Genomic DNA, 19,969 nt, shown 5'->3' with positions numbered 1-19,969 from the left:
CAATGAAAACGCTTTTTTTATCATGTTTCACTGCTAGTCGATTAATGCTACTCTTCATTGAGCAAATAACTAAATAGTTAAAAGTACTGGACGTTAACTAAACTTATAGGATATGTTCTTTATAGGTTTTGTTAACGACAATAAGCTATAGTATAGGAAGCTGACTATTTGATAGTATACTGTGTTACCACAATTGCATCATTCATAAGAACATCAATTGTTCCATTTTATTGTGCTACTAATTACCTGCTATTAATTTTTATACATTATAGGACACACCAATGACAACGACTGAAGAAGACAACACACTCCGAATTTTGATTGTTGAAGATGATGAACGTTTAGCTATGTTAACTCAAGATTATCTGGTTAAGAATGGCTTAGAAGTAGCGATCGAGACTGATGGCAATCGCGCCATTCGCCGCATCGTTAATGAACAACCAGATTTAGTAGTACTTGATGTTATGCTTCCTGGTAGTGATGGTTTGACTGTTTGTCGTGAAGTGCGTCCCCATTATCAAAATCCAATTTTGATGCTGACGGCGCGTACAGAAGATATGGATCAAGTATTGGGTCTTGAGATGGGCGCTGACGATTATGTCGCCAAGCCTGCTCAACCACGTGTATTGTTGGCACGTATTCGTGCGTTACTACGTCGTTCTGAAAATGCGCCATCAGAAGATGTGCCACAACGCCTAGAATTTGGTGAGCTGGTCATCGACAATGGCGGTCGATCTGTGACATTGAGCGACGAGTTAGTCGACTTTACCAGCGCTGAATATGACCTACTATGGCTACTTGCTTCTAATGCTGGTCGTATCTTATCGCGCGAAGACATTTTTGAGCGCCTACGCGGCATTGAATATGATGGTCAAGATCGTTCTATTGATGTGCGTATCTCACGTATTCGTCCTAAGATTGGTGATGATCCAGAAAACCCTAAACGTATTAAAACAGTACGTAGTAAAGGTTATTTATTCGTTAAAGAGGGCAATTGATCTTGTCTTAATGACAGTCATAGTCAGTAATTATCATTTTCTTCACAAGAAACCAGCTCCTTGCTGGTTTTTTTGTGGCTAAAGTTTAAGTTTTTGAACTTAAGACAGGTGTTATGTGGTTTAATTGAGCGGTAATTATTGAGCAGTAATTATGGACGCCAGCTCAATACACATTATATAGATATGGTTTTAAGTCGGTCATTGTATTATGGTTAGGTTGTTTATATATAATGATAAAATACGGTCTTCAATCTTTCATCTTTATCTAACAGTGCTTGATATCGTTTGCGATGGAGAGGTTTTGGTCAAAGCGATACTAGCGATTATTACTCAACAGTTTGGTCACGGCACGTATGTCATTAGTTTCTTCTTTAAAACACAGTATTTTTGTTCGAATTTATGCCGGTCTATTAATAGTCTGTCTATGCGTGGCCTTATTTGCCCAATTATTAATGGATACTATTAATAAGGAACGTGTACAAACCTATCGTGAAGATATGGCTACAGGAGCCTTTTATTTAGTTAGTGAAGGTGTGGGCCGGCAGATAAGTGACACCCAGCGCGACTATTGGTTATCAGATGCCAGTAGTTTGTTTGGTTCAACCTTTCGTATTGTACCTGTTACCGACATCGACTTTAGCTCAAGTGAGCTGCGTCGTTTTGATAATGGGAATACTGTCGTGCGCTATAACAGTCAGCCTACTTATGCTGATGTGTATCATCGTCTGTCAGATGCCAAAAGCGTATTAACTGTTAGAATATCACAAGTCACAGAGCAACAAGTACGAGCAATGGCCGTATTTTTGTTAGATGATTTGTCTTACTATACGACGTTGTCTGCTAAGCGTACGCGTCTAAAGGAGTTAGAAGAGAAATTCTTTTTTCCGCTAGAGCTTAAGGGCGTAAATGCTTTAGGCTTAGACACTGATCAGATGGCGCGCCTACGTCGCGATGAAGTCGTTATATTGTTTCAAGATAGTAGCACCAGCCGCGGCAACTCTGCCATCAGAATAATTGTGCCTTCTGAAATCAATGATATGGCTGTTGTAATGGGTCCTGTTTCCTTATTTAACTGGTTTCCATTAAATTTAATTATCAGTATGGTACTGATAAGTATGTTCTTAATTAGCTTAGGTGTTTACGCGCTAATTTTTCCACTTGAGCGTAAATTACAGCTGATTCAAGTAGGGGTTAACGAAGTTAGTCAAGGCAATTTGGATATTCAAGTACAAGTCATTGGACAAGATGAGATCGCGCGTTTATCTGCCACATTTAATGCAATGACAGAGCATATTAAACGTCTGATTGAATCACAGCGCGAGCTGACGCGCGCGGTCTCGCATGAGCTGCGTACGCCTGTTGCGCGTATTCGCTTTGCGGTCGATATGCTGGCCGATACCGATGACGAGGACTCGCGCTTTATGCAGCGTGATTATATCGACGAAGATATCGAAGCACTAAATGGATTAATTGATGAGATTTTGACCTATGCAAAGCTTGAGGAAGGCTCTCCTAAGCTAGACTTAGAGCCAGTAAACCTTCGAGAGCTGGTTGAGCAGGTGGTACGCGAGACCAATGCATTAGGAAAATCTATCAAGGTCGTTGGACAACTTCCAAATGCAAAAGTCACTGCAATAGCAGATCGTCGCTATCTTCACCGCGTTATTCAAAACCTTGCTGGTAATGCACTGCGCTATGCAGAAACAACCATAGTTATCAGTGCTGGTGTCAAAAAAGGTAATGCTTTTGTGAGTGTTGAAGATGATGGACACGGTATACCGGAGGAAGATCGTGAAAAGGTGTTTATTCCATTTTCTCGTTTAGATGATAGTCGTACCAGAGCTTCAGGAGGGTATGGGCTTGGGCTATCTATTGTCTCGCGTATCGCGTTTTGGTTTAATGGCAGTATGAAGGTAGATGAAAGTAACAGTCTTGGCGGGGCCAGATTTGTCATGACTTGGCCCATTAAACCGTTAACACAAGTGCTTGCTGCTGACGAGTTGACCCAAGAAAAAAGTGATCGTGACATTAGTGGGGAGTAAACCAAAGATATAATTAACCACTAATTGATTCGTATGATAAGACTTTATCAACTAGAATTATTTAGAATTGTTGATAGAATCGACTATGTGACCTACTATAAGAGTAGTAGGTCACATTTTGATGAATTATAGTTTTATCCACGGTAATATTAGGTTTACCGTTCTTTTGAGTTTGAGGCTGTATAGGAGAGATAAGATGCCTTATTTATTTGGCGGTTTAGTATTACTAAATGCTTTAATGCTTGGCTACTACTTGTTTATACAGCAACCTACTCCGACTGCAAGTTTACAGGTTGCACAAGCGGAGCTTACGCAGCCAATAACGTTTACGAATAGTGCCAAACATGTACCACCGTTGATTGGGACTAAAGAATAGCCCGCCTTTCAAACCATCTCTTTATGATGGTTTTTCGATGAATTGTCTCATATTTGTTCTTTTTTTAGCCCCCGCCATCGATTGCATTATCTGGTGTAGTCAAGTTGTCCTCAATGACCGTTTCATCGGTAACCTTAGATATCAGAGGTAGGCGTACACAAACCTGTAGTCCGCCCTCAGGATGATTGATAGCTTCTACAGTACCATGATGCAGACCTGCGATACGATTGACGATAGCCAAGCCAAGTCCACTTCCTTGCGTGGTACGTGCTGTCTCGCCACGCTCAAATGGTTGCATGATTCGCTCTAACTGATCCTCCGCGACTCCTTCACCGCAGTCACGTACACATATCATCAATTGCTCTTGAGCTTCTTGATTTACCTCGCTTTCGGTCACAATATCAGTATCTTCTGTAACAACCGTTTCAATAAAGGTCGGTACGATACTGGCAGACAAATAAATCGGCGGCTTACCGTAACGATTTGCATTGTTCACAAGGTTTATAACTAAGCGCTTTATGGACAAGGGACGTATTGGTACAGCTTTTTGAAGCTCTGATTGGTAAATAAACGGCATAGGCGCAAACTGTACAATAATCTCATTAAATATCGTGTCTAAATTGGTAAGGCGTACAGGCTCATCAGATCCATCTTTCATAAAAGAGATAAACTGCTCTAAAATTGCATCCATGTCTTCAATATCATAAATCAATCCCTCACGGAAAAAGTCATCAGGCAACATCTCAGCGGTTAAACGCATGCGTGTTAGCGGTGTGCGTAGATCATGTGAGATACCAGCCAGCATGATCGTGCGTTCTTTTTGCGCTTGACTAAGCGTTGTAAATAGACGATTGAACGCCGTATTGACCTGGCGTATCTCGGTAGGTCCTGTACGCGTTGGCAAAGTAGTCGCATGACCGAGACGAATGTAATTGGTTGCAGCACGTTGTAAGTAACGAAGCGGGCGGTTTAGCTGACGTGCTAGTAAGATGATCGTTAACAAAGTCAAAATTGGCAAACCTAACAAGAATAACGCCAATAATGTTGGGCTATATTGTGAATAATAGACAACGGGCTCACGAATCCAAAAGCTTTGGTCGCGGCTGTCTTGTACCCATAGCTGAGGTGTGGGCTTAAATTTAAAATATACTTCAACTGGTCGTCCTAATTGTGCTCCAATTTCACGTTGTAAAACGTCAGTAAATACCCCCACAAAAACTTTGTTTTCAACTTGTGGAAAGTCACTAGGATTATCAACGACTACCACGTGTGAGTTGCGATACAGCCATTGTTGTATCTTTGGATTGTCCTGCCAGTCTATTCTCGCACTATTCATCAAACGCAGCTCGCTGGTTAAATAACGCGCATGGTTTTTAAGCTCTGGCAAATACAAACTGCGCCAAAAAAACCAAATAGACAAACCGACGCTGATTATAACAATAAAGGCTACCATTAAGGTTGTAAGCCAAGTACTAGAGTACGAACGTGGCAGCCAAGCAGTGCGACGAGGAGTTGGAATAAACATAGGGATCTAACGCTCTTACAGTATTGCAATAAAGTATAGTGCAATACTGCAGTAGGCGCTATGAGCTGGCTAAAAGTTATCGTTGAATATTAGACTTTGATCAGTAAATAGGTTGCGATATTTGTGGCCCTTGATTGCTTTTAAACCATTGTTATAATAGTCATTAAATAAACACAGTTTATGTTTTCAACAAATCAAGACTGTGATATAATTATGCCCTTTTGGTATACCTGCGAAAGAGAGAATTCACATGGTTGTTATTCGTTTAGCACGGGGCGGTGCCAAGAAACGCCCATTTTATCAAGTAGTTGTTGCTGATCAACGCCGCGCGCGTGACGGTCGCTACATTGAAAACATTGGCTTTTTTAACCCACTTGCCAAAGAGTCTGAAGAAGCAGTACGCTTAAACATGGAAGCGTATAATGCGTGGATCGCAAAAGGCGCACAGCCTTCAGATCGCGTTGCTTCATTAGCGAAAGCTTACAACAAATCAGCGACAACAAGCACTGAAGCAACTGCTTAAATGCTTAGCGTTGAGTACTTATAGTCAGTTTTTAGACTATTTAGTATGTTTAAAATAGATAGCGTAGCTGATTTGATCAGTATACGCGGTTAACTGTTTTTATTATTTAATTGCTTTTTTATTAGCAATCTCTGTTTTATTTATTGTTAGGTTAGACGTTATGTCATCTGTACCAGACGCTAGTACACTTATGAAAATTGGTCAGCTTAAGAAACCTTATGGTATCAAAGGCTGGTTATGGGTGTTTAGCGATACAGATGATCGTTCGGATATCTTTGGTATGCAGCCGTGGTGGATAAAAACTGCCACTGGTATTAAGCCATTGACAGTAAGTAAGTGGCGTCAGCAGGGTACAGGGCTTGTGGCTCAATTTGAGCAAGTTCCTGATCGTAATATTGCTGAAACTATGAATGGTGTTGCTATCTGGGTTGCAAAAGACTCATTACCTGAACCTGAAGAGGACGAGTTTTACTGGTCTGAACTGGTTGGACTTAGAGTTTTGAATGAGCAGGATGAGTATCTTGGTGATATTACTGAGATGTTTGAAACTGGCGCGCATGACATTATGCGGGTAGCAGCACATTCAGACAGCCTAGATAACGAAGAGCGCTTGATACCGTGGCATGCTCAAACTGTAATTGAAGTCGATATGACCAATAAAGCAGTTTATGTGGCTTGGCCAAGCGATTATTGATTCGATCTTTACGATTGAAGCAATTATATGTTCATGTAGGTGTCATTTAACGAGCATTATTTAAACAGAGGTCTGATGTATTTTGCTGTGATTAGTATTTTTCCTGAGATGTTTGCCACGATTCGTGAGTTTGGTATCACGGGACGAGCAGTGACTCAGGAGCAAGTCACAATTGAGTGCATCAATCCACGCGATTATACTACGGATAATTATCGCCGTATTGATGAACGTCCCTACGGTGGGGGTCCTGGTATGGTGATGATGGCTGAGCCATTATCAAAAGCAATTGAAGATGCGCGCCTGCGTGCCAGCCAGTATGGTTGCCGTATTGACAAAGCACATTGTCCAGTGATTTACATGTCACCGCAAGGACAAGTGCTAAGTGAGAACAACGTGGTCAGCATGACTGATTATGATGGCATGATTCTATTATGCGGTCGTTATGAAGGGATTGATGAGCGTTTATTATCACAGTATGTTGATATGGAAGTGTCACTTGGTGATTATGTACTGACTGGCGGCGAGCTACCAGCAATGGTACTCATGGATAGTGTGATACGTCGTCTACCCAATATAATGGGTGATGACAAGTCAGCTGAGCAAGATTCGTTCGTCGATGGTTTGCTTGATTGTCCACATTATACTAAACCGCATGTGTTTGCTGGTATGGAAGTGCCTAAAGTATTGCTCTCTGGACATCACGCCAATATTGCTAAATGGCGTTTTAGTCAACAGGTCGAGCGTACCAAAGTACGACGTCCAGATTTGTGGCAAGCATTTACCCCAAATACGCAGCAAGTTGCTTGGCTAAAAGCATTGGCAAAACAAAATAGTTTAAACACAGTTAACAACGAAGATTTTGATCAATAATGAAACAGGTCATACGACAATGGCCGTTTGTTAGACCCCATTTATGTTGTATCTCGTAAATGCGTGATACGATTAATTATTACAAACAGGTGATATGCGTAAAGCCTCTATTATCTAATGTGAGGAGATAACTCTCATGAGCAACAAGCATCCATTGGTTCAGGTCATCGAAAACGAACAACTACTTGAACGCCCAAATTTTGCACCAGGTGATACTATCGTGGTTCAAGTAAAAGTACGTGAAGGTGAGCGTGAGCGTTTACAGGCCTTTGAAGGTGTGGTTATCGCTAAGCGTAACCGCGGTCTGAACTCAGCGTTTACTGTCCGTAAAATGTCAAGTGGCGTTGGTGTTGAGCGTGCATTTCAATTGCATTCACCAATCATTGATAGCATTGAAGTGAAACGCCGCGGTGCTGTTCGCCGTGCGAAACTGTACTACTTACGTGAGCGTTCTGGTAAATCAGCTCGTATTCGCGAAAAGCTTGGTGGTCGTCCAGCTGCTCAGAAAAAGACTGATGCTGGTGTACCTGATGCAGTTGAAACTGCACCTGGTATCTAAGTTTAAGCATTACGTTTAAGCTTGCCAAAGCGCCTTAGCTGTTAATATGCCGCTTAGGAGTAAAGCAACAGTAGATACAAGCCCTTATTCATAGGTTTATTTATAAATAAGCGGGCCATACCAAAAAGACAAAACCCCAATCTGAGCACACGCCAGATTGGGGTTTTTGTATGTATGGCCTTAAATTCAAACCTAGGAGTCAACATTATCTATACGATTGCTTTGTTCCTTGGACTTGCTGTACTTACGCAAACGGATATAAATGGTCTTAGTGACCGTAGCGATAACTTTTTGCTGACTATCCACGATATCTGTTTGATATTCACGAAATACAGGTTCGCCGTCTTTTGCCAGCTCCTGAATAGTGGCAATTTCTGTACTAGGAATTTTCATGCGCGTTGTCACTTTGCTATTACCAGGGGCAACGAACTCAATATGCGAGCTTTTATCCCATACTACATAGGTACTGCCAAGTTGATGCATGAGCATAAGCATATAAAAAGGATCAACCATCGAGTATAAGCTACCACCAAATTGTGTGCCGACGATATTTTTATTCAGACTATTAAGACCCATACTGACCACACACAAGCCTTGATCTAAATCAACATGCTCGACCTTGATACCAGCGCCGACATAAGGAGCGTAGGTATTAATACGCAATTTAAGTAAGTGAGGCGTTAAAAGAGGCATGACGTTCTTTTTAGTTTTACGTTTTAAATTTTCTAGATTCTTGGGTAGGAAGCTCATATTATTATTCCTTTATATTTCTCTATCTTTTACGGTACGTAAAGATGCTCGTATATTGATAACCATCATTTTTATTAATGATGGCCTGAGCTAATTATAAACTGAACAAAAAACACCTATCATAGTCAAAAATAAAAACTGCTACCAGTTTTAAAGCGTAACGAATATTAATTATTCAACAATATCAATACTATAATAAACGTTTATCCTGTTATCAATGTAGAAGATGTCTGTTTATTAGGACTAAATGGTCTTTAAGAGCGGTGCTAGTCATACATCAAAATGCGAAGAAAAGGTCAAGAGTTGTGACGGCAAAACTCGCAATCTTAGTCTTGATAGCATACAATGGCTGCCAATTTGTGTTGAGCAGCTTATTTTTTGTACAATTTTGGGCAAAAAGTCGTTATAGATAAAAAACGAATCCTCAGTTGGCATAAGGAGATGTGATGAGTAGTAACGAGACCCCCGTTTCAAGCACCAATCCGCAGCAGTCAAATTCAGCTCACTACGATGATGAATTGCAAGGTAGCTATACTGATTTGCATCAGCCAAGCTCAAGCTTTGACAGTCGTGACGCCTATTTAAATCATGAACTACAGATTATGCAGCCCAAGCGCTGGCGCATAAATTTGCCATTTCGTGATTATCGTTTTGAATATGAAGATACCATTCCAGCAATGGCCGCGACAATCGGTAAAGTAGTAATGGTGGGCGCTATTGCCGCTACGTTTGCAGGGCCGCTTGGTCTCAGTGATGCCTTTGTGTTAGAAAACGTCCGTTATGAGCTATTAATCGTCGCGTTCTTTGTGATCTTATTCTCAGGCTTTTTGCTACCGACTGCCAACCTTGCGGGTACGCATGGCCCGCTTATTCCTCTTATTCCTATTGTAGTGGCAGCTGGTGGTCACCCGATGGCCTTTGGTCTGCTAATCGGTGCCTTTGGTCTACTATTGGCTATTAGTAAGGGTGGTAGTCTGCTGGCGAACCTGACCAGTAAAGGCGTGTGCGGTGGTCTGCTGCTGTATTTAGGCTTTATTGGTACCATCTCACAAGTCAAAAATCTGTTTGCTTGGGCAGAGGGGATTGGCATGGCACATATTGCCTTTGTGGTGATTTTGCTGACTATCATACTGTATGCCGTATTAGAAAATTTTCAAAAGCGTTGGCTTGCTGTGCCGCTTAGCTGCTTATTAGGTGGTGGCGTAGCTTTTGCGATGGGTGCGCCCTTTGCTTTCGAAACTGCACCTGGCTTGCCAAATATGAATCCAATGTATTGGTGGGGTGAAAACACTGGTTGGATGCTAGGTCTGCCAACGGTTGAAAGCTTCGTTGTGGTATTGCCGTTTGCGGTATTGGCCGTCGCTATGTGGTCGCCCGACTTTTTAGGTCATCAAGTCTTTCAAAAAATCAGCTATCCAAAGCGTACTGAGCGTGTCTTGATGGATATCGATGATACGATGACCAGCGCTTCTATTCGTCAGGTGGCAGGCTCTGTATTGGGCGGCGCAAACTTTGCCTCATCATGGGGTACCTATATCGTGCCAGCAGCGATCGCTAAGCGTCCGATTCCAGCAGGTGCGGTACTAACTGGACTGTTTTGTCTGATCGCTGGTATCTGGGGCTACCCAATGGATCTGGCTATTTGGGAGCCGGTAATGTGTGTGGCGTTGATCGTCGGTGTCTTTATCCCACTGCTCGAGGCTGGCATGGAGATGACGCGCGAAGGTAAAACCACGCAGTCAGCTGCCATTGTGGTATTTGCATCAGCACTGGTAAACCCAGCCTTTGGTTGGTCGATAACCTTAGTACTTGATAACCTTGGACTAATAGGCTCTAAAGAGCGAAGTGCGAGTTTATCAAAAATGAGTCGCTGGATTATACCTGTGATTACCTTTGTGATATTAACAGGTGTTATGGCGGTCGTTGGTATGTTGCCAGGTATTCCAGCACTATTACCGAACTTCCGTCATTAGAAATTTTGCCTACCCCAAAAAAATAAAAGCCAGCTTCATGCTGGTTTTTTTGTGCATAAACCTATAGTAAGCGATAGCTTGTAAAACTCAGGCTATCGCCCCATAATTAGCTGTATATCAGTATCTTAAGAGCAGCAAATTTATGGTTAACGTCTCAGAAACAAGTCCCGCAGATGATAAAAAAGCCCGTCTTAAGCATCTTATCAAACGCCTGCCAAATCTGCCAGGAGTCTATAAAATGCTGGGAAAAAACGGCGATATTTTATATGTGGGTAAAGCGAAGTCGCTAAAAAGTCGCGTCAATAGCTACTTCGCTAAGACCATTGACCATCCAAAGACGCGAGCATTGGTGGCACGGATTCACGATATCGAGACCATCATTACCCGTAGTGAAACCGAGGCACTGCTGCTTGAGCAAAACCTGATTAAAGAATATCGTCCCCCCTATAACGTATTATTGCGTGATGATAAGTCTTATCTATATGTGTTTATTTCAGCTGATAAACCTTATCCGAGATTGGCTTATGGACGCGGCAAAGGCAATCATCAAAAGGGGCGCTTCTTTGGTCCTTTTCCATCTGCTCACGCGGCAAAAGAGACATTGGTTTTGATGCAAAAAATGTTTCAGATGCGACAATGTACCAATACCTTTTTTAAGCAGCGTAAGCGTCCATGCCTTGAGTATCAGATTAAGCGTTGCCGTGCGCCCTGTGTCGGTTTGGTATCGCCAGAAGAATATGCAGAGGATGTGAATAACACCATTCGGTTCCTAAAGGGTGACTCAAGCGACATTCATAGTGCGTTAATTGAAAAAATGGAAGGTGCGGCTGAAGAATTAGACTTTGAAAAGGCGGTTTTTTATCGTGACCAGCTGTCTATGCTACGCGAAGTGCAAGCGCGGCAAGCAGTATATACCGTGCAGGGTGAGGCTGATGTGATTGCGATTGCCAGTCAGGCAGGCATGACTTGTGTTAACGTGTTGACGGTACGCGGCGGGCGCGTACTTGGTGGTAAAAACTACTTCCCTGATGTCGATAGCAGTGAGTCGCTCGCTGATAATTTATCCGCCTTCATTACCTCATTTTATTTTCAGGTGACCGATGACTTGCCGAGCGAGATTATATTAAGTCATAAACTGCCTGATCAGACAGCAATCAGCGAAGCACTAGCAACGCATTTTGATAGCAAAGTCGTTATCAAAACCAACGTACGTGAACATCGCTCAGAGTGGCTGGACTTAGCCAAACTGAATACCAACAATGCGCTTAAAACTAAGCTGGGTGATTATCTAGAGCTGCATTCGCGCTTTGGCGCTCTCAAAGACGTATTGTCTGATGTCACCGATCGAACGATTGATCGAATCGAATGCTTTGATATTTCCCATACCATGGGTGAGGCGACCATCGGCAGCTGCGTGGTCTTTGATCAAGGAGGCTCACGCCGCCGTGATTACCGTCAATATGCCATCCATGATATTCAAGGCGGTGATGACTATGCTGCAATGAAGCAAGTGTTGACACGGCGCTATAAAAAGCAGCCATTACCTGACTTATTGCTTATTGATGGCGGTAAAGGACAGCTGGGCATCGCTAAAGAAGTATTAACAGAGCTGGGTATTCTTAATGATACATTGCTCATCAGTGTGGCAAAAGGTGAGGGGCGCAAGGCCGGACTTGAAGTATTGCACTTTATCGATCATGAGCCGCTTGATTTGCCGATGGATAGCAAGGCGCTACATTTATTGATGCACATTCGTGATGAGGCGCACCGTTTTGCCATCACAGCGCACCGTAAGAAGCGTGATAAGCGCCGTTCATCGTCAGTACTAGAGGTTATACCAGGGCTGGGGGAGAAGCGCCGTCGTGACTTGCTGAATCATTTTGGCGGACTGCAGCAGTTGCTAGGTGCTTCCCAACAAGAGCTGGCAGGCGTGCAAGGAATTGGTCCGGTATTAGCAAAAACGGTTTATAAAGTGCTGCATGAGTAGTTGTGGTTTTTACAAAAAAAATGACAACAGCCTAAGACTGTTGTCATTCTAAAGTTAAATTCTATAACTGCTAAAAATCAAAACTCAATTGTTGATTTGGATAACTGCGACAGTGTTCGCAAACGCGCTCCCAACGATCAAATCGATAGCGCCAATACCAACGAACATGCACAGCTTTAGGATAATTACATTGAATGATCATAATGATCTCCATAATTATGATAGAAAATTCATAACCGTGCAGACATAGACATCTATTAGCAATTACTATAAAGTATGTAGACCTTCCCCAAGGTAAACAAACTCATAAGTAAGCTAAACGTTGAATATATTTTCACGATTATCTTATATAAAAGTTTTTTAAGCTCAGCAATTAATTTTGCTGAGCTTTTTTAATTTTTCATACTTGGTTTCTCCTTTGCAGTAGTAAACAATAAATGTCACATCAATGATATTAGCCTTCTTTTTTTACATAAGTCGCAAATCTAAAATTTAACCCACTTTTCTCATCATGCATCTGCTCAGACTCTTCTGCGACTTCAAATTCGCTTGGTAGCTCTGGATAAAAGGCATCGCAGTCAATTATTTCTGTGTCTACATACGTTAGCTCAATACGATCGGTATACATGAATGCTTCTCTAAAGACGCGCTCGCCACCAATCACGCAAATCGTATCAAGATGCGCACCGTGTGCGAGACTGGCTGCTTGTGTTAATGCGTCATCTAAATTATGTACGACATGAGCGTCGTTACGACCTTTGAGGCCTTTTTTCTCGGCATAATCTAGTTGCGTCGTAATGATAAAGCTAACACGCTTTGGCAATGGCTTACTGTTCATCGACTCAAAAGTCTTACGCCCCATTATGACGATACCTTGAACCTCGCCATTATTTGCTTTAGTCGTCATTTTTTTAAAGTGCTGCAAATCTGCTGAGATATGCCATGGCAGCTCGTTATCTTTACCGATACAGCGATTGCTACCGATAGCGACGATTTGGGCAACTTCAGTATGGGCATAACTCATAATGTATCCTTATTGTTTTCATCAGAAATATGAAGTAAAAAACAGATTTTTATACCGCGACTTTAGCTTTAATAGCAGGATGAGATTCATAACCATCAACGCTAATATCTTCATAGTTAAACGCAAAAATATCATCAATATCAGGGTTAAGCGTTAATGTCGGTAGTGTATAAAGCTCGCGCGTTAGTTGCAGCTCAACTTGCTCACGATGGTTTTGATAAATATGACAATCACCGCCTGTCCAGATAAACTCACCAACGTCCAACCCGCAAACTTGCGCGACCATATGGGTTAGCAGTGCATAGCTGGCGATATTAAACGGCACACCTAAGAATAAATCTGCTGAGCGCTGGTAAAGCTGACAGGATAGCTTATTATCCGCGACAAAAAACTGAAACAAGGTGTGACAAGGCGGCAGGGCCACTTGCTCGGCTTCACCTGGATTCCAGCCCGAGACGATTAAACGTCGCGAATTGGGATTGGTCTTTATTTGCTCTATGACTTGGGTAATTTGATCAATGCCATCTTTATTGTAGCCGCCTTCTTCGTTCTTTGTCGCGCTATAATTGCGCCATTGATGACCATAAACTGGCCCTAAATCGCCAGCAGAACGATTAAAGCGCGCTGTTTGTTCGCTCGTTGCCCATTCATTCCAAATACGTACGCCATTCTCTTGCAAGTAATCAACGTGGGTACTACCGCTTAAAAACCATAATAGCTCATAAACGATCGATTTAAAGTGAACTTTTTTAGTGGTTAACAACGGAAATCCTGACGCCAAATCAAAACGCAGCTGCGCACCAAAATGACTTAACGTACCAGTACCAGTACGATCACCTTTTTCAGTACCATCAGCCAATACTAGTTTTAATAAATCAAGATAAGCCGCTTCGTTCTTAGTAGTAATCATGACTTTTTAGATTCCATAGTCTTTGGTTTTAATGTATATCAATTTTAATGTCTCTCAACTTTCATACGTCTTAATAAGCAGATTGACGACCCCAATCATAAATATCGCGCTTGTAAGCATAAATGATTAAGAAAATACCGATAAGAATCATTGGTGCGCTTAGTATCTGCCCTTTAGTGACCCAGCCCAATAATATAAAGCCTTGATCGGCATCTGGCTGACGGAAGAACTCGACGATGAAGCGACCAAACCCATAACCCAGCATGAAGACGCCAGTGACTGCCATACGTGGACGCGGCTTGGACGAATACCACCACAATAACAAAAATAATAGCAGACCTTCAGTAAGCGCTTGATAAAGCTGTGAAGGGTGACGGGGCAGTAAGTACTGTCCATTTATTTCCATCATCAACTCTTGCAACTGAGGGTTGGCTTGCAATTGCTGCATATCAAAGGCGGCGGCTTGTGGAAAGTAAGTCAGCCAATTATAGCCGCCATCAGATACGCGTCCCCATAGCTCGCCATTAATGTAGTTGCCGATACGTCCAAATAACAGCCCTGTTGGCACACAAGGCACAATGAAGTCGAGCACTTGAAAAGGCGTCTTTTTATATTTACGGGCAAAATACAGCATACCAAGCCCAACACCGATCAGGCCGCCATGAAACGACATTCCGCCTTCCCAGACTTTAAAGAGATAGGCTGGGTTTTGTAGTAATTCACCGAACTGATAGAACAAGACGTAGCCGATACGGCCACCTAAAATAACCCCGAGCGCACCGAAAAACACTAAGTCTGAGACCATGTCACTTGACCAGCTATCACGCTTAGTACTGCGATACCAAGCCAAACCATAAGCGGCGGCAAAGGCCAATAAATACATTAGACCATACCAATGCACTTCTACTGGACCCAAGGACAGTGCCACGGGATCATACTGAGGATGAATCATCATAAGGGTGTCATAATTATTGATAATAGAATGCTGGTCATAATAGCAAAAATAGCTACTTAGGCATACCAAATTACTGTCAGGTTAGGTTCATCGTAACAACTTATCTGCCGCTGGCAACATCTAGAAAGAAAGACAGAAAACCGCTAAGATATAAAGCTGGGTTTAGAATAAGTACCATAAAGAATACCGGATAAAAATACTGTACAACAACAATAAGCAGATCAATAAGTCATTTTATATAGCGTCAGATCACGTAAGCTTGCGCTAACCAGCGATATTAACGGATTAATATTATTTTTGAGGATTATTATGCGCGCTTACTTTTTAATAGCATCAGTTTTTACTGATCACAATGATTCAAAGAAACCGAGCAGGTTGGTATTAAAACGGTTCATGATACCGCTAAGTCTAGTTAGCCTAGCAGCTTTAAGTGTGTCTTCTGTCCAAGCTGCCATGAGTAGCGTTGAACAAGTGACCATTTATCAAGGCTTAGCAAGTGTGACCCGTGCATTACCAATAAATGGTACCGGCGAGCAGACGCTGATATTTTCATGTTTATCGCCGTCTATTGATCAAGATAGTGTCAGCGTGCAGGCACTTGGCACTGTAAATGTCGGCGAAGTCAGTATTGAAACCTTGAGCGGTGAGCAAGCCGCGCAATGTCAGTACCAAGGTGATGCAAAAGTACAAACGCAGCAGAATAACTTGGCTGATATTACTGCAGAGTTAGAAGCGGCACGCTTAGCCAAAGCATACTTGCAAAATTTGACCAAAGTCACGCAAATAAGTACGGATGGTACATTGGCGAACAATGCGCGTGATTTAGAAACGCAAGCGGCAAGCATTAATAAAAGAATCCTGGATATTCGGCAGCGCCAAGCTCGCGCGCAAGATGCCCTTAATCAGATGATGGTAGGTAGTGCGACCTCAACACGTAATAGAGTGACGCAAGTGAGTGTGCGTACGGCTAGCCGTTCCCCAAGCTCAGTGAAACTGCATTATCAAGTACGCGGCGCAGGTTGGGAGCCAACCTATCAGGCACGCTTAAATACTGAGAGTAAAGAGCTTAGCATCACAGCTTCTGCCGTCATCGCCCAACAAACGGGAGAGAACTGGTCAAATATACCCGTTACTTTGAGCACTGCTAATCCCAATCAAAATACTACTAGTCAGCTGCCAAAAGTACAGCGTTTATCTTTATATGAAGCGCTGCAAGCTAAACGCGCTAGGTATGCGCCAGCTGCTATGGAAGCTGTCCCTGTGGTTGTTTCTGCAAGCGATAACTATGGCGGCGCCGAGTCTGCTGCGAACATGGCACCGCTGCCAAGTTTTACTGTTAGTAGCCAAAACAAAAATGGTATTACTGAGTATCGTTTGCCGCAGCGCGTCAGCATCCCAAGTGATGGTAGACGGGTACGGACGGTCATTGATGAGCAATCTGGTAACAGTAAGCTGTGGCTACGCAGTACACCAAGTGTCGAGCAAGCCGCCTATTGGTACGCATCAGCGCCTTTTTTGACCCCAGCTTGGATCGATGGCTCATTACAGTTATATCGCGATGATAACTATGTCGGACAGTCGCGCTATAGCTATCAATCGCTAAAAGAGCAGGGCATTGGTTTTGGGATTGATCCTAACGTGTTAGTAAAGCAGCTGACCGATGAAGACAAACAAGGCGATAAAGGGGTGTTCAATCGTTTGCAAACCTTGACGACTAAACAGGCCTATCAATTTACCAATCAGCACAATCGCAGCGTGCATTTGCAAGTTTTAAGCGCTGAGCCTATCAGCCGCGATGAGGATATCAACGTTACAGCGACCCATACACCAGCAGTTACTGAGCAGGATTGGAATGACAATAAGGGCATGGTCGCTTGGGAATTTGATTTGCCAAGTAGGCAATCGCGAGTGGTACAGTCTACTTATCAAATTAGCTACCCTGCCGATAAGAAGCTAAACACTAATTAATTATTAAAAATATAAAATAACAGTCGCGCTAAATGACAGGCTCTTAACAACTATAATTTTTAAAATATAAAGGAATTTTATGTGCATCGTGGCCATCGCTTGGCAACTATTTGATGAGTTGCCATTAGTACTACTGTCTAATCGCGATGAGTTTTTGCAGCGTCCAACTGAGCCGCTGCATCAGTGGTCTGATAAACCTATCTATGCTGGACGGGATAGCCAAAGTGGTGGTACTTGGCTGGGTATTCATCAAGAGCAGCATACCGGTTTTTATGAGCAAAACGGACGCTGGGCCGCCGTACTGAATTTTCGCGATGGTGTGCAGGGAAGCTTGGATGAACGCTCACGTGGTGCACTCGTCACAGATTTTTTGACCAGCAATATAAGTCCAATGGATTTTGCACGGCAAATCAGCTTGCAAGACTACGCGGGTTTTAACCTCATTATTGGTGATGCAGCGCAGGCCGTCATTGTTAATAATCGCGGCCATGCACCAACACCCTTGTATGCAGGCTTGCATGTTCTTTCTAATGGTCAGCCAGAAGATAGCTGGTTTAAGACTGAGCGCTTGCGTGGTCGGCTACGTCAAGAAGTACTGCCGCTAATTGCAGAAGATAACTCGTTTGAGTACTGGCGAGATGCTGCTCTCAGTGTGTTGTCAGACAATACTCCAGCGCCAGCAGATAAGCTACCAAATACTGGTATGGCTGCAGAGATTGAGCAGATGCTGTCTTCTGTTTATATCAAGCCTGTTGCTTTTGATGATACAGAAAAAAATGTACCAACTTATGGGACTCGCACGCAAAGTATTTTGACGCTACGTAATGATGCCAAAAATACAAAAGTTACTGCGAATATTATTAGTCGCGAATTTGATTATCATTCAAATCTGCAATAAAAAATGCTCACATTCATATCTAAAGTTTCTAGATATCAATGTGAGCATCCGTAATGCGCTTTGCATTAAATTGTCTAATTATTCCATCAACAAATGGTTGTCCTGTTCAGGAATAATTAACTCTTGTCTAAGAGGTAATTCGCGTGCCAGCTCTTGCAAAGCACGGCGGTATACCCCGCGTTTAAAATGAATCACTTGTCCTAGTGGATACCAGTAACTGACCCACTGCCAGTGATCAAATTCAGGTTTACCCGCATCAAAGCGGATGTGTTGCGCGTTCGGCTCATCTAAGCGCAGCAAAAACCATTTTTGTTTTTGCCCAATACACAGTGGATATTGCCCATGGCGCACGTAGCGCTTTGGCAGACGGTAACGTAACCAATCTTGCGTTACTGCCAATAAATCTACGTGACGAGGATATAATCCGACCTCTTCCCAGAGCTCCCGATACATTGCATCCATCGGCGTCTCCCCGCGGTCGATACCGCCTTGAGGGAACTGCCAAGCGTTGTGACCAATACGTTTCGCCCACAGTACTTGCCCCTGTGTATTTGCCAAGATGATACCGACATTGGCGCGAAAGCCGTCTGCATCTATCATGAACAAACCCTTAAAGTTGTTTAAAAATAGCTTATCTCAATAGCATAAAAATACAGCAATCATAATTATTGTTAGGTGAACGGTATATTCATACTAGTAAAACAAGCTTTATTACCATCATTAAACCAAGAAATAGACCAAATGTGTAACAGTATTTTGCTATAAAATGTTTCGTGAATTTAAACGTTAAAAATCAGTCACTTATGCAAAGGGTTTTATAGGTTTTATAAAACCTTCACTTTCATGAGCCAAGAGGAAAAGTACAGTAAGATTTAGTGATATCGTTAAAGTAATAAAATGACTTAAGTTATATGACAGATCGTCTATAAAACCTTGTTTTATCCTATGCTAAACTAACCTTGTACTGTTAGTATTCTCAAATATAAAAATATCTAAGCGTTTTAACCAAAGTTTATGAAAGGATAGCAAACAATGACAGAGTCAAAAGCGAGCGTTACCTGGCAAGAAAACAAAGCATTTATGGGTGTGTCGCCATCGGGGCATAACGTCCAAATTGATGCCGATAAAGAAAAAGGTGCCAGCCCAATGGAGTTGATACTATTAGGGTTAGGAGGTTGTGCCAGTTATGACGTTGTTGCAATTTTGCAAAAGTCTCGCCAAGACGTGACGGACGTGCGCTGTGAGTTGACGGCACAACGTGCTGAGACTGTACCAGCAGTATATACTGACATTCATATGCATTTTGTGGTCACGGGTCAAGATATCAAAGATAAGCAAGTTGAAAAGGCCATTCAATTGTCAGCAGAGAAGTACTGCTCTGCCAGTCGAATGTTGGTACAGGGCGGGGTAAATGTTACTCATGATTTTGAAGTCATTGCAGGGTAAAGGTAGAGACAATTATGAGTGCATTATTTGGGTTAATACCTGATACCGCTGCCGCTGCAATTTGGGCAATGGTGGTTGCAAGTTTGCTTCCACTAGCCATGGCGCTGATAGCAAAAGCTGTTGGTGGCTTTAAATTGGCTGACAATGCACATCCACGTGATTTTTTGCAACGTACGACAGGAGCAGCAGCACGTGCCAATGCAGCCCAGCAAAACAGCTATGAGACCTTACCTGTCTTTTTGGCAGCAGTCTTGGTTGCGATGTTATTCTTTGTGCCGCAATCGATTATCAATACCTTAGCATGGCTTTACGTGCTGATTCGTATTGGTTATGGCATGGCTTATGTTGCCAATTTATCAATGTTTCGTTCAGTGCTTTGGGTATTGTCAATAATATGCTGTTTGATGTTATTTTATCTTGCAATCCGAATTAGCATTTAATTTTTAGCCAATTTCTATTAGCTATGCAGTT

19 protein-coding genes are annotated in these 19,969 nt (G+C 42.6%); 13 read left to right on the top strand and 6 right to left on the bottom strand.

Annotation, left to right across the window (positions count from 1 at the left end):
• The first annotated feature begins 281 nt into the window (after positions 1-281).
• The 3 genes from ACTXGH_RS10875 to ACTXGH_RS10865 all read left to right on the top strand — a co-directional run bounded on the left by ACTXGH_RS10875 (position 282) and on the right by ACTXGH_RS10865 (position 3,416).
• Positions 282-998 (top strand): response regulator, encoded by a 717-nt coding sequence (locus ACTXGH_RS10875; protein ID WP_075103509.1) that lies wholly within the window; start codon positions 282-284, stop codon positions 996-998.
• A 353-nt stretch (positions 999-1,351) separates the two neighbouring features.
• On the top strand, positions 1,352-3,040 hold the full coding sequence (locus tag ACTXGH_RS10870; RefSeq protein WP_439296490.1) for an ATP-binding protein: 1,689 nt from the start codon (positions 1,352-1,354) through the stop codon (positions 3,038-3,040).
• A 196-nt stretch (positions 3,041-3,236) separates the two neighbouring features.
• Positions 3,237-3,416 (top strand): hypothetical protein, encoded by a 180-nt coding sequence (locus tag ACTXGH_RS10865; RefSeq protein ID WP_299221050.1) that lies wholly within the window; start codon positions 3,237-3,239, stop codon positions 3,414-3,416.
• A 64-nt stretch (positions 3,417-3,480) separates the two neighbouring features.
• Here ACTXGH_RS10865 and ACTXGH_RS10860 read toward each other — a convergent pair whose 3' ends face one another.
• Complete coding sequence (locus ACTXGH_RS10860) at positions 3,481-4,941, bottom strand: ATP-binding protein (protein ID WP_439296491.1); 1,461 nt, start codon at positions 4,939-4,941, stop codon at positions 3,481-3,483.
• A gap of 250 nt (positions 4,942-5,191) precedes the next feature.
• On the opposite strand from ACTXGH_RS10860, the gene rpsP reads away from it, so the two are divergent.
• From rpsP to rplS, 4 genes are all read left to right on the top strand, one after another.
• On the top strand, positions 5,192-5,464 hold the full coding sequence (gene rpsP, locus ACTXGH_RS10855) for a 30S ribosomal protein S16 (protein WP_299221048.1): 273 nt from the start codon (positions 5,192-5,194) through the stop codon (positions 5,462-5,464).
• Positions 5,465-5,624: 160 nt separating this feature from the next.
• Positions 5,625-6,158 carry a ribosome maturation factor RimM gene (gene rimM / locus ACTXGH_RS10850; protein WP_439296492.1) on the top strand — a complete coding sequence of 178 codons (534 nt, stop codon included), beginning with the start codon at positions 5,625-5,627 and terminating at the stop codon, positions 6,156-6,158.
• Positions 6,159-6,233: 75 nt separating this feature from the next.
• Positions 6,234-7,028, top strand: coding sequence for a tRNA (guanosine(37)-N1)-methyltransferase TrmD (gene trmD, locus ACTXGH_RS10845; RefSeq protein WP_439263180.1), 795 nt, complete (start codon positions 6,234-6,236; stop codon positions 7,026-7,028).
• A 136-nt stretch (positions 7,029-7,164) separates the two neighbouring features.
• On the top strand, positions 7,165-7,587 hold the full coding sequence (gene rplS / locus ACTXGH_RS10840; RefSeq protein WP_299221044.1) for a 50S ribosomal protein L19: 423 nt from the start codon (positions 7,165-7,167) through the stop codon (positions 7,585-7,587).
• Positions 7,588-7,779: 192 nt separating this feature from the next.
• Here rplS and ACTXGH_RS10835 read toward each other — a convergent pair whose 3' ends face one another.
• On the bottom strand, positions 7,780-8,337 hold the full coding sequence (locus ACTXGH_RS10835) for a DUF4442 domain-containing protein (protein WP_439263093.1): 558 nt from the start codon (positions 8,335-8,337) through the stop codon (positions 7,780-7,782).
• Between the two features lie 446 nt (positions 8,338-8,783).
• Between ACTXGH_RS10835 and ACTXGH_RS10830 the strand changes: the two genes are divergently transcribed.
• A complete protein-coding gene (locus tag ACTXGH_RS10830; protein ID WP_439296493.1) occupies positions 8,784-10,310 on the top strand; it encodes a DUF3360 family protein in 1,527 nt (508 codons plus the stop codon).
• 142 nt (positions 10,311-10,452) lie between these two features.
• Positions 10,453-12,297 carry an excinuclease ABC subunit UvrC gene (gene uvrC / locus ACTXGH_RS10825; RefSeq protein ID WP_439263097.1) on the top strand — a complete coding sequence of 615 codons (1,845 nt, stop codon included), beginning with the start codon at positions 10,453-10,455 and terminating at the stop codon, positions 12,295-12,297.
• Between the two features lie 454 nt (positions 12,298-12,751).
• On the opposite strand, the gene ACTXGH_RS10820 is transcribed toward uvrC, so the two are convergent.
• The 3 genes from ACTXGH_RS10820 to lgt all read right to left on the bottom strand — a co-directional run bounded on the left by ACTXGH_RS10820 (position 12,752) and on the right by lgt (position 15,186).
• Complete coding sequence (locus tag ACTXGH_RS10820) at positions 12,752-13,321, bottom strand: dihydrofolate reductase (protein ID WP_439296494.1); 570 nt, start codon at positions 13,319-13,321, stop codon at positions 12,752-12,754.
• Positions 13,322-13,370: 49 nt separating this feature from the next.
• Positions 13,371-14,231 carry a thymidylate synthase gene (locus ACTXGH_RS10815; RefSeq protein ID WP_439296495.1) on the bottom strand — a complete coding sequence of 287 codons (861 nt, stop codon included), beginning with the start codon at positions 14,229-14,231 and terminating at the stop codon, positions 13,371-13,373.
• Between the two features lie 70 nt (positions 14,232-14,301).
• The gene (gene lgt, locus ACTXGH_RS10810; RefSeq protein WP_439296496.1) at positions 14,302-15,186 is read right to left on the bottom strand and encodes a prolipoprotein diacylglyceryl transferase; all 885 of its coding nucleotides are present in this window, start codon (positions 15,184-15,186) and stop codon (positions 14,302-14,304) included.
• Positions 15,187-15,618: 432 nt separating this feature from the next.
• Between lgt and ACTXGH_RS10805 the strand changes: the two genes are divergently transcribed.
• Both ACTXGH_RS10805 and ACTXGH_RS10800 read left to right on the top strand, forming a co-directional pair.
• The gene (locus ACTXGH_RS10805) at positions 15,619-17,154 is read left to right on the top strand and encodes a DUF4139 domain-containing protein (protein ID WP_439296497.1); all 1,536 of its coding nucleotides are present in this window, start codon (positions 15,619-15,621) and stop codon (positions 17,152-17,154) included.
• A gap of 79 nt (positions 17,155-17,233) precedes the next feature.
• Entirely contained in the window at positions 17,234-18,052 is an 819-nt protein-coding gene (locus ACTXGH_RS10800; protein WP_439296498.1) for an NRDE family protein, read from the top strand.
• A gap of 78 nt (positions 18,053-18,130) precedes the next feature.
• On the opposite strand, the gene ACTXGH_RS10795 is transcribed toward ACTXGH_RS10800, so the two are convergent.
• Positions 18,131-18,652, bottom strand: a complete 522-nt coding sequence (locus ACTXGH_RS10795) for an RNA pyrophosphohydrolase (protein ID WP_068038310.1) — start codon at positions 18,650-18,652, stop codon at positions 18,131-18,133.
• A gap of 432 nt (positions 18,653-19,084) precedes the next feature.
• Here ACTXGH_RS10795 and ACTXGH_RS10790 point away from each other — a divergent pair, with 432 nt between their 5' ends.
• Positions 19,085-19,498: an OsmC family protein gene (locus ACTXGH_RS10790; protein WP_439296499.1), complete on the top strand. Its 414-nt coding sequence runs from the start codon at positions 19,085-19,087 to the stop codon at positions 19,496-19,498.
• Between the two features lie 14 nt (positions 19,499-19,512).
• On the top strand, positions 19,513-19,938 hold the full coding sequence (locus ACTXGH_RS10785) for an MAPEG family protein (protein ID WP_439296500.1): 426 nt from the start codon (positions 19,513-19,515) through the stop codon (positions 19,936-19,938).
• Positions 19,939-19,969 lie beyond the last annotated feature (31 nt).

The sequence above is a fragment of the Psychrobacter sp. 1Y10 genome, assembly GCF_052259005.1.
Taxonomy (GTDB): domain Bacteria; phylum Pseudomonadota; class Gammaproteobacteria; order Pseudomonadales; family Moraxellaceae; genus Psychrobacter; species Psychrobacter saeujeotis.
The sequence above is the reverse complement of the archived record's forward strand: the minus strand, read 5'-3'. Positions and strand labels throughout refer to the sequence as shown.

Excerpts from the sequence above, each read along its gene's own strand:
- ACTXGH_RS10875 (WP_075103509.1), top strand. The coding sequence starts at position 282 with ATGACAACGACTGAAGAAGACAACACACTCCGAATTTTGATTGTTGAA.
- ACTXGH_RS10870 (WP_439296490.1), top strand. The coding sequence starts at position 1,352 with ATGTCATTAGTTTCTTCTTTAAAACACAGTATTTTTGTTCGAATTTAT.
- ACTXGH_RS10865 (WP_299221050.1), top strand. The coding sequence starts at position 3,237 with ATGCCTTATTTATTTGGCGGTTTAGTATTACTAAATGCTTTAATGCTT.
- ACTXGH_RS10860 (WP_439296491.1), bottom strand. The coding sequence starts at position 4,941 with ATGTTTATTCCAACTCCTCGTCGCACTGCTTGGCTGCCACGTTCGTAC.
- rpsP (WP_299221048.1), top strand. The coding sequence starts at position 5,192 with ATGGTTGTTATTCGTTTAGCACGGGGCGGTGCCAAGAAACGCCCATTT.
- rimM (WP_439296492.1), top strand. The coding sequence starts at position 5,625 with ATGTCATCTGTACCAGACGCTAGTACACTTATGAAAATTGGTCAGCTT.
- trmD (WP_439263180.1), top strand. The coding sequence starts at position 6,234 with ATGTATTTTGCTGTGATTAGTATTTTTCCTGAGATGTTTGCCACGATT.
- rplS (WP_299221044.1), top strand. The coding sequence starts at position 7,165 with ATGAGCAACAAGCATCCATTGGTTCAGGTCATCGAAAACGAACAACTA.
- ACTXGH_RS10835 (WP_439263093.1), bottom strand. The coding sequence starts at position 8,337 with ATGAGCTTCCTACCCAAGAATCTAGAAAATTTAAAACGTAAAACTAAA.
- ACTXGH_RS10830 (WP_439296493.1), top strand. The coding sequence starts at position 8,784 with ATGAGTAGTAACGAGACCCCCGTTTCAAGCACCAATCCGCAGCAGTCA.
- uvrC (WP_439263097.1), top strand. The coding sequence starts at position 10,453 with ATGGTTAACGTCTCAGAAACAAGTCCCGCAGATGATAAAAAAGCCCGT.
- ACTXGH_RS10820 (WP_439296494.1), bottom strand. The coding sequence starts at position 13,321 with ATGAGTTATGCCCATACTGAAGTTGCCCAAATCGTCGCTATCGGTAGC.
- ACTXGH_RS10815 (WP_439296495.1), bottom strand. The coding sequence starts at position 14,231 with ATGATTACTACTAAGAACGAAGCGGCTTATCTTGATTTATTAAAACTA.
- lgt (WP_439296496.1), bottom strand. The coding sequence starts at position 15,186 with ATGATGATTCATCCTCAGTATGATCCCGTGGCACTGTCCTTGGGTCCA.
- ACTXGH_RS10800 (WP_439296498.1), top strand. The coding sequence starts at position 17,234 with ATGTGCATCGTGGCCATCGCTTGGCAACTATTTGATGAGTTGCCATTA.
- ACTXGH_RS10795 (WP_068038310.1), bottom strand. The coding sequence starts at position 18,652 with ATGATAGATGCAGACGGCTTTCGCGCCAATGTCGGTATCATCTTGGCA.
- ACTXGH_RS10790 (WP_439296499.1), top strand. The coding sequence starts at position 19,085 with ATGACAGAGTCAAAAGCGAGCGTTACCTGGCAAGAAAACAAAGCATTT.
- ACTXGH_RS10785 (WP_439296500.1), top strand. The coding sequence starts at position 19,513 with ATGAGTGCATTATTTGGGTTAATACCTGATACCGCTGCCGCTGCAATT.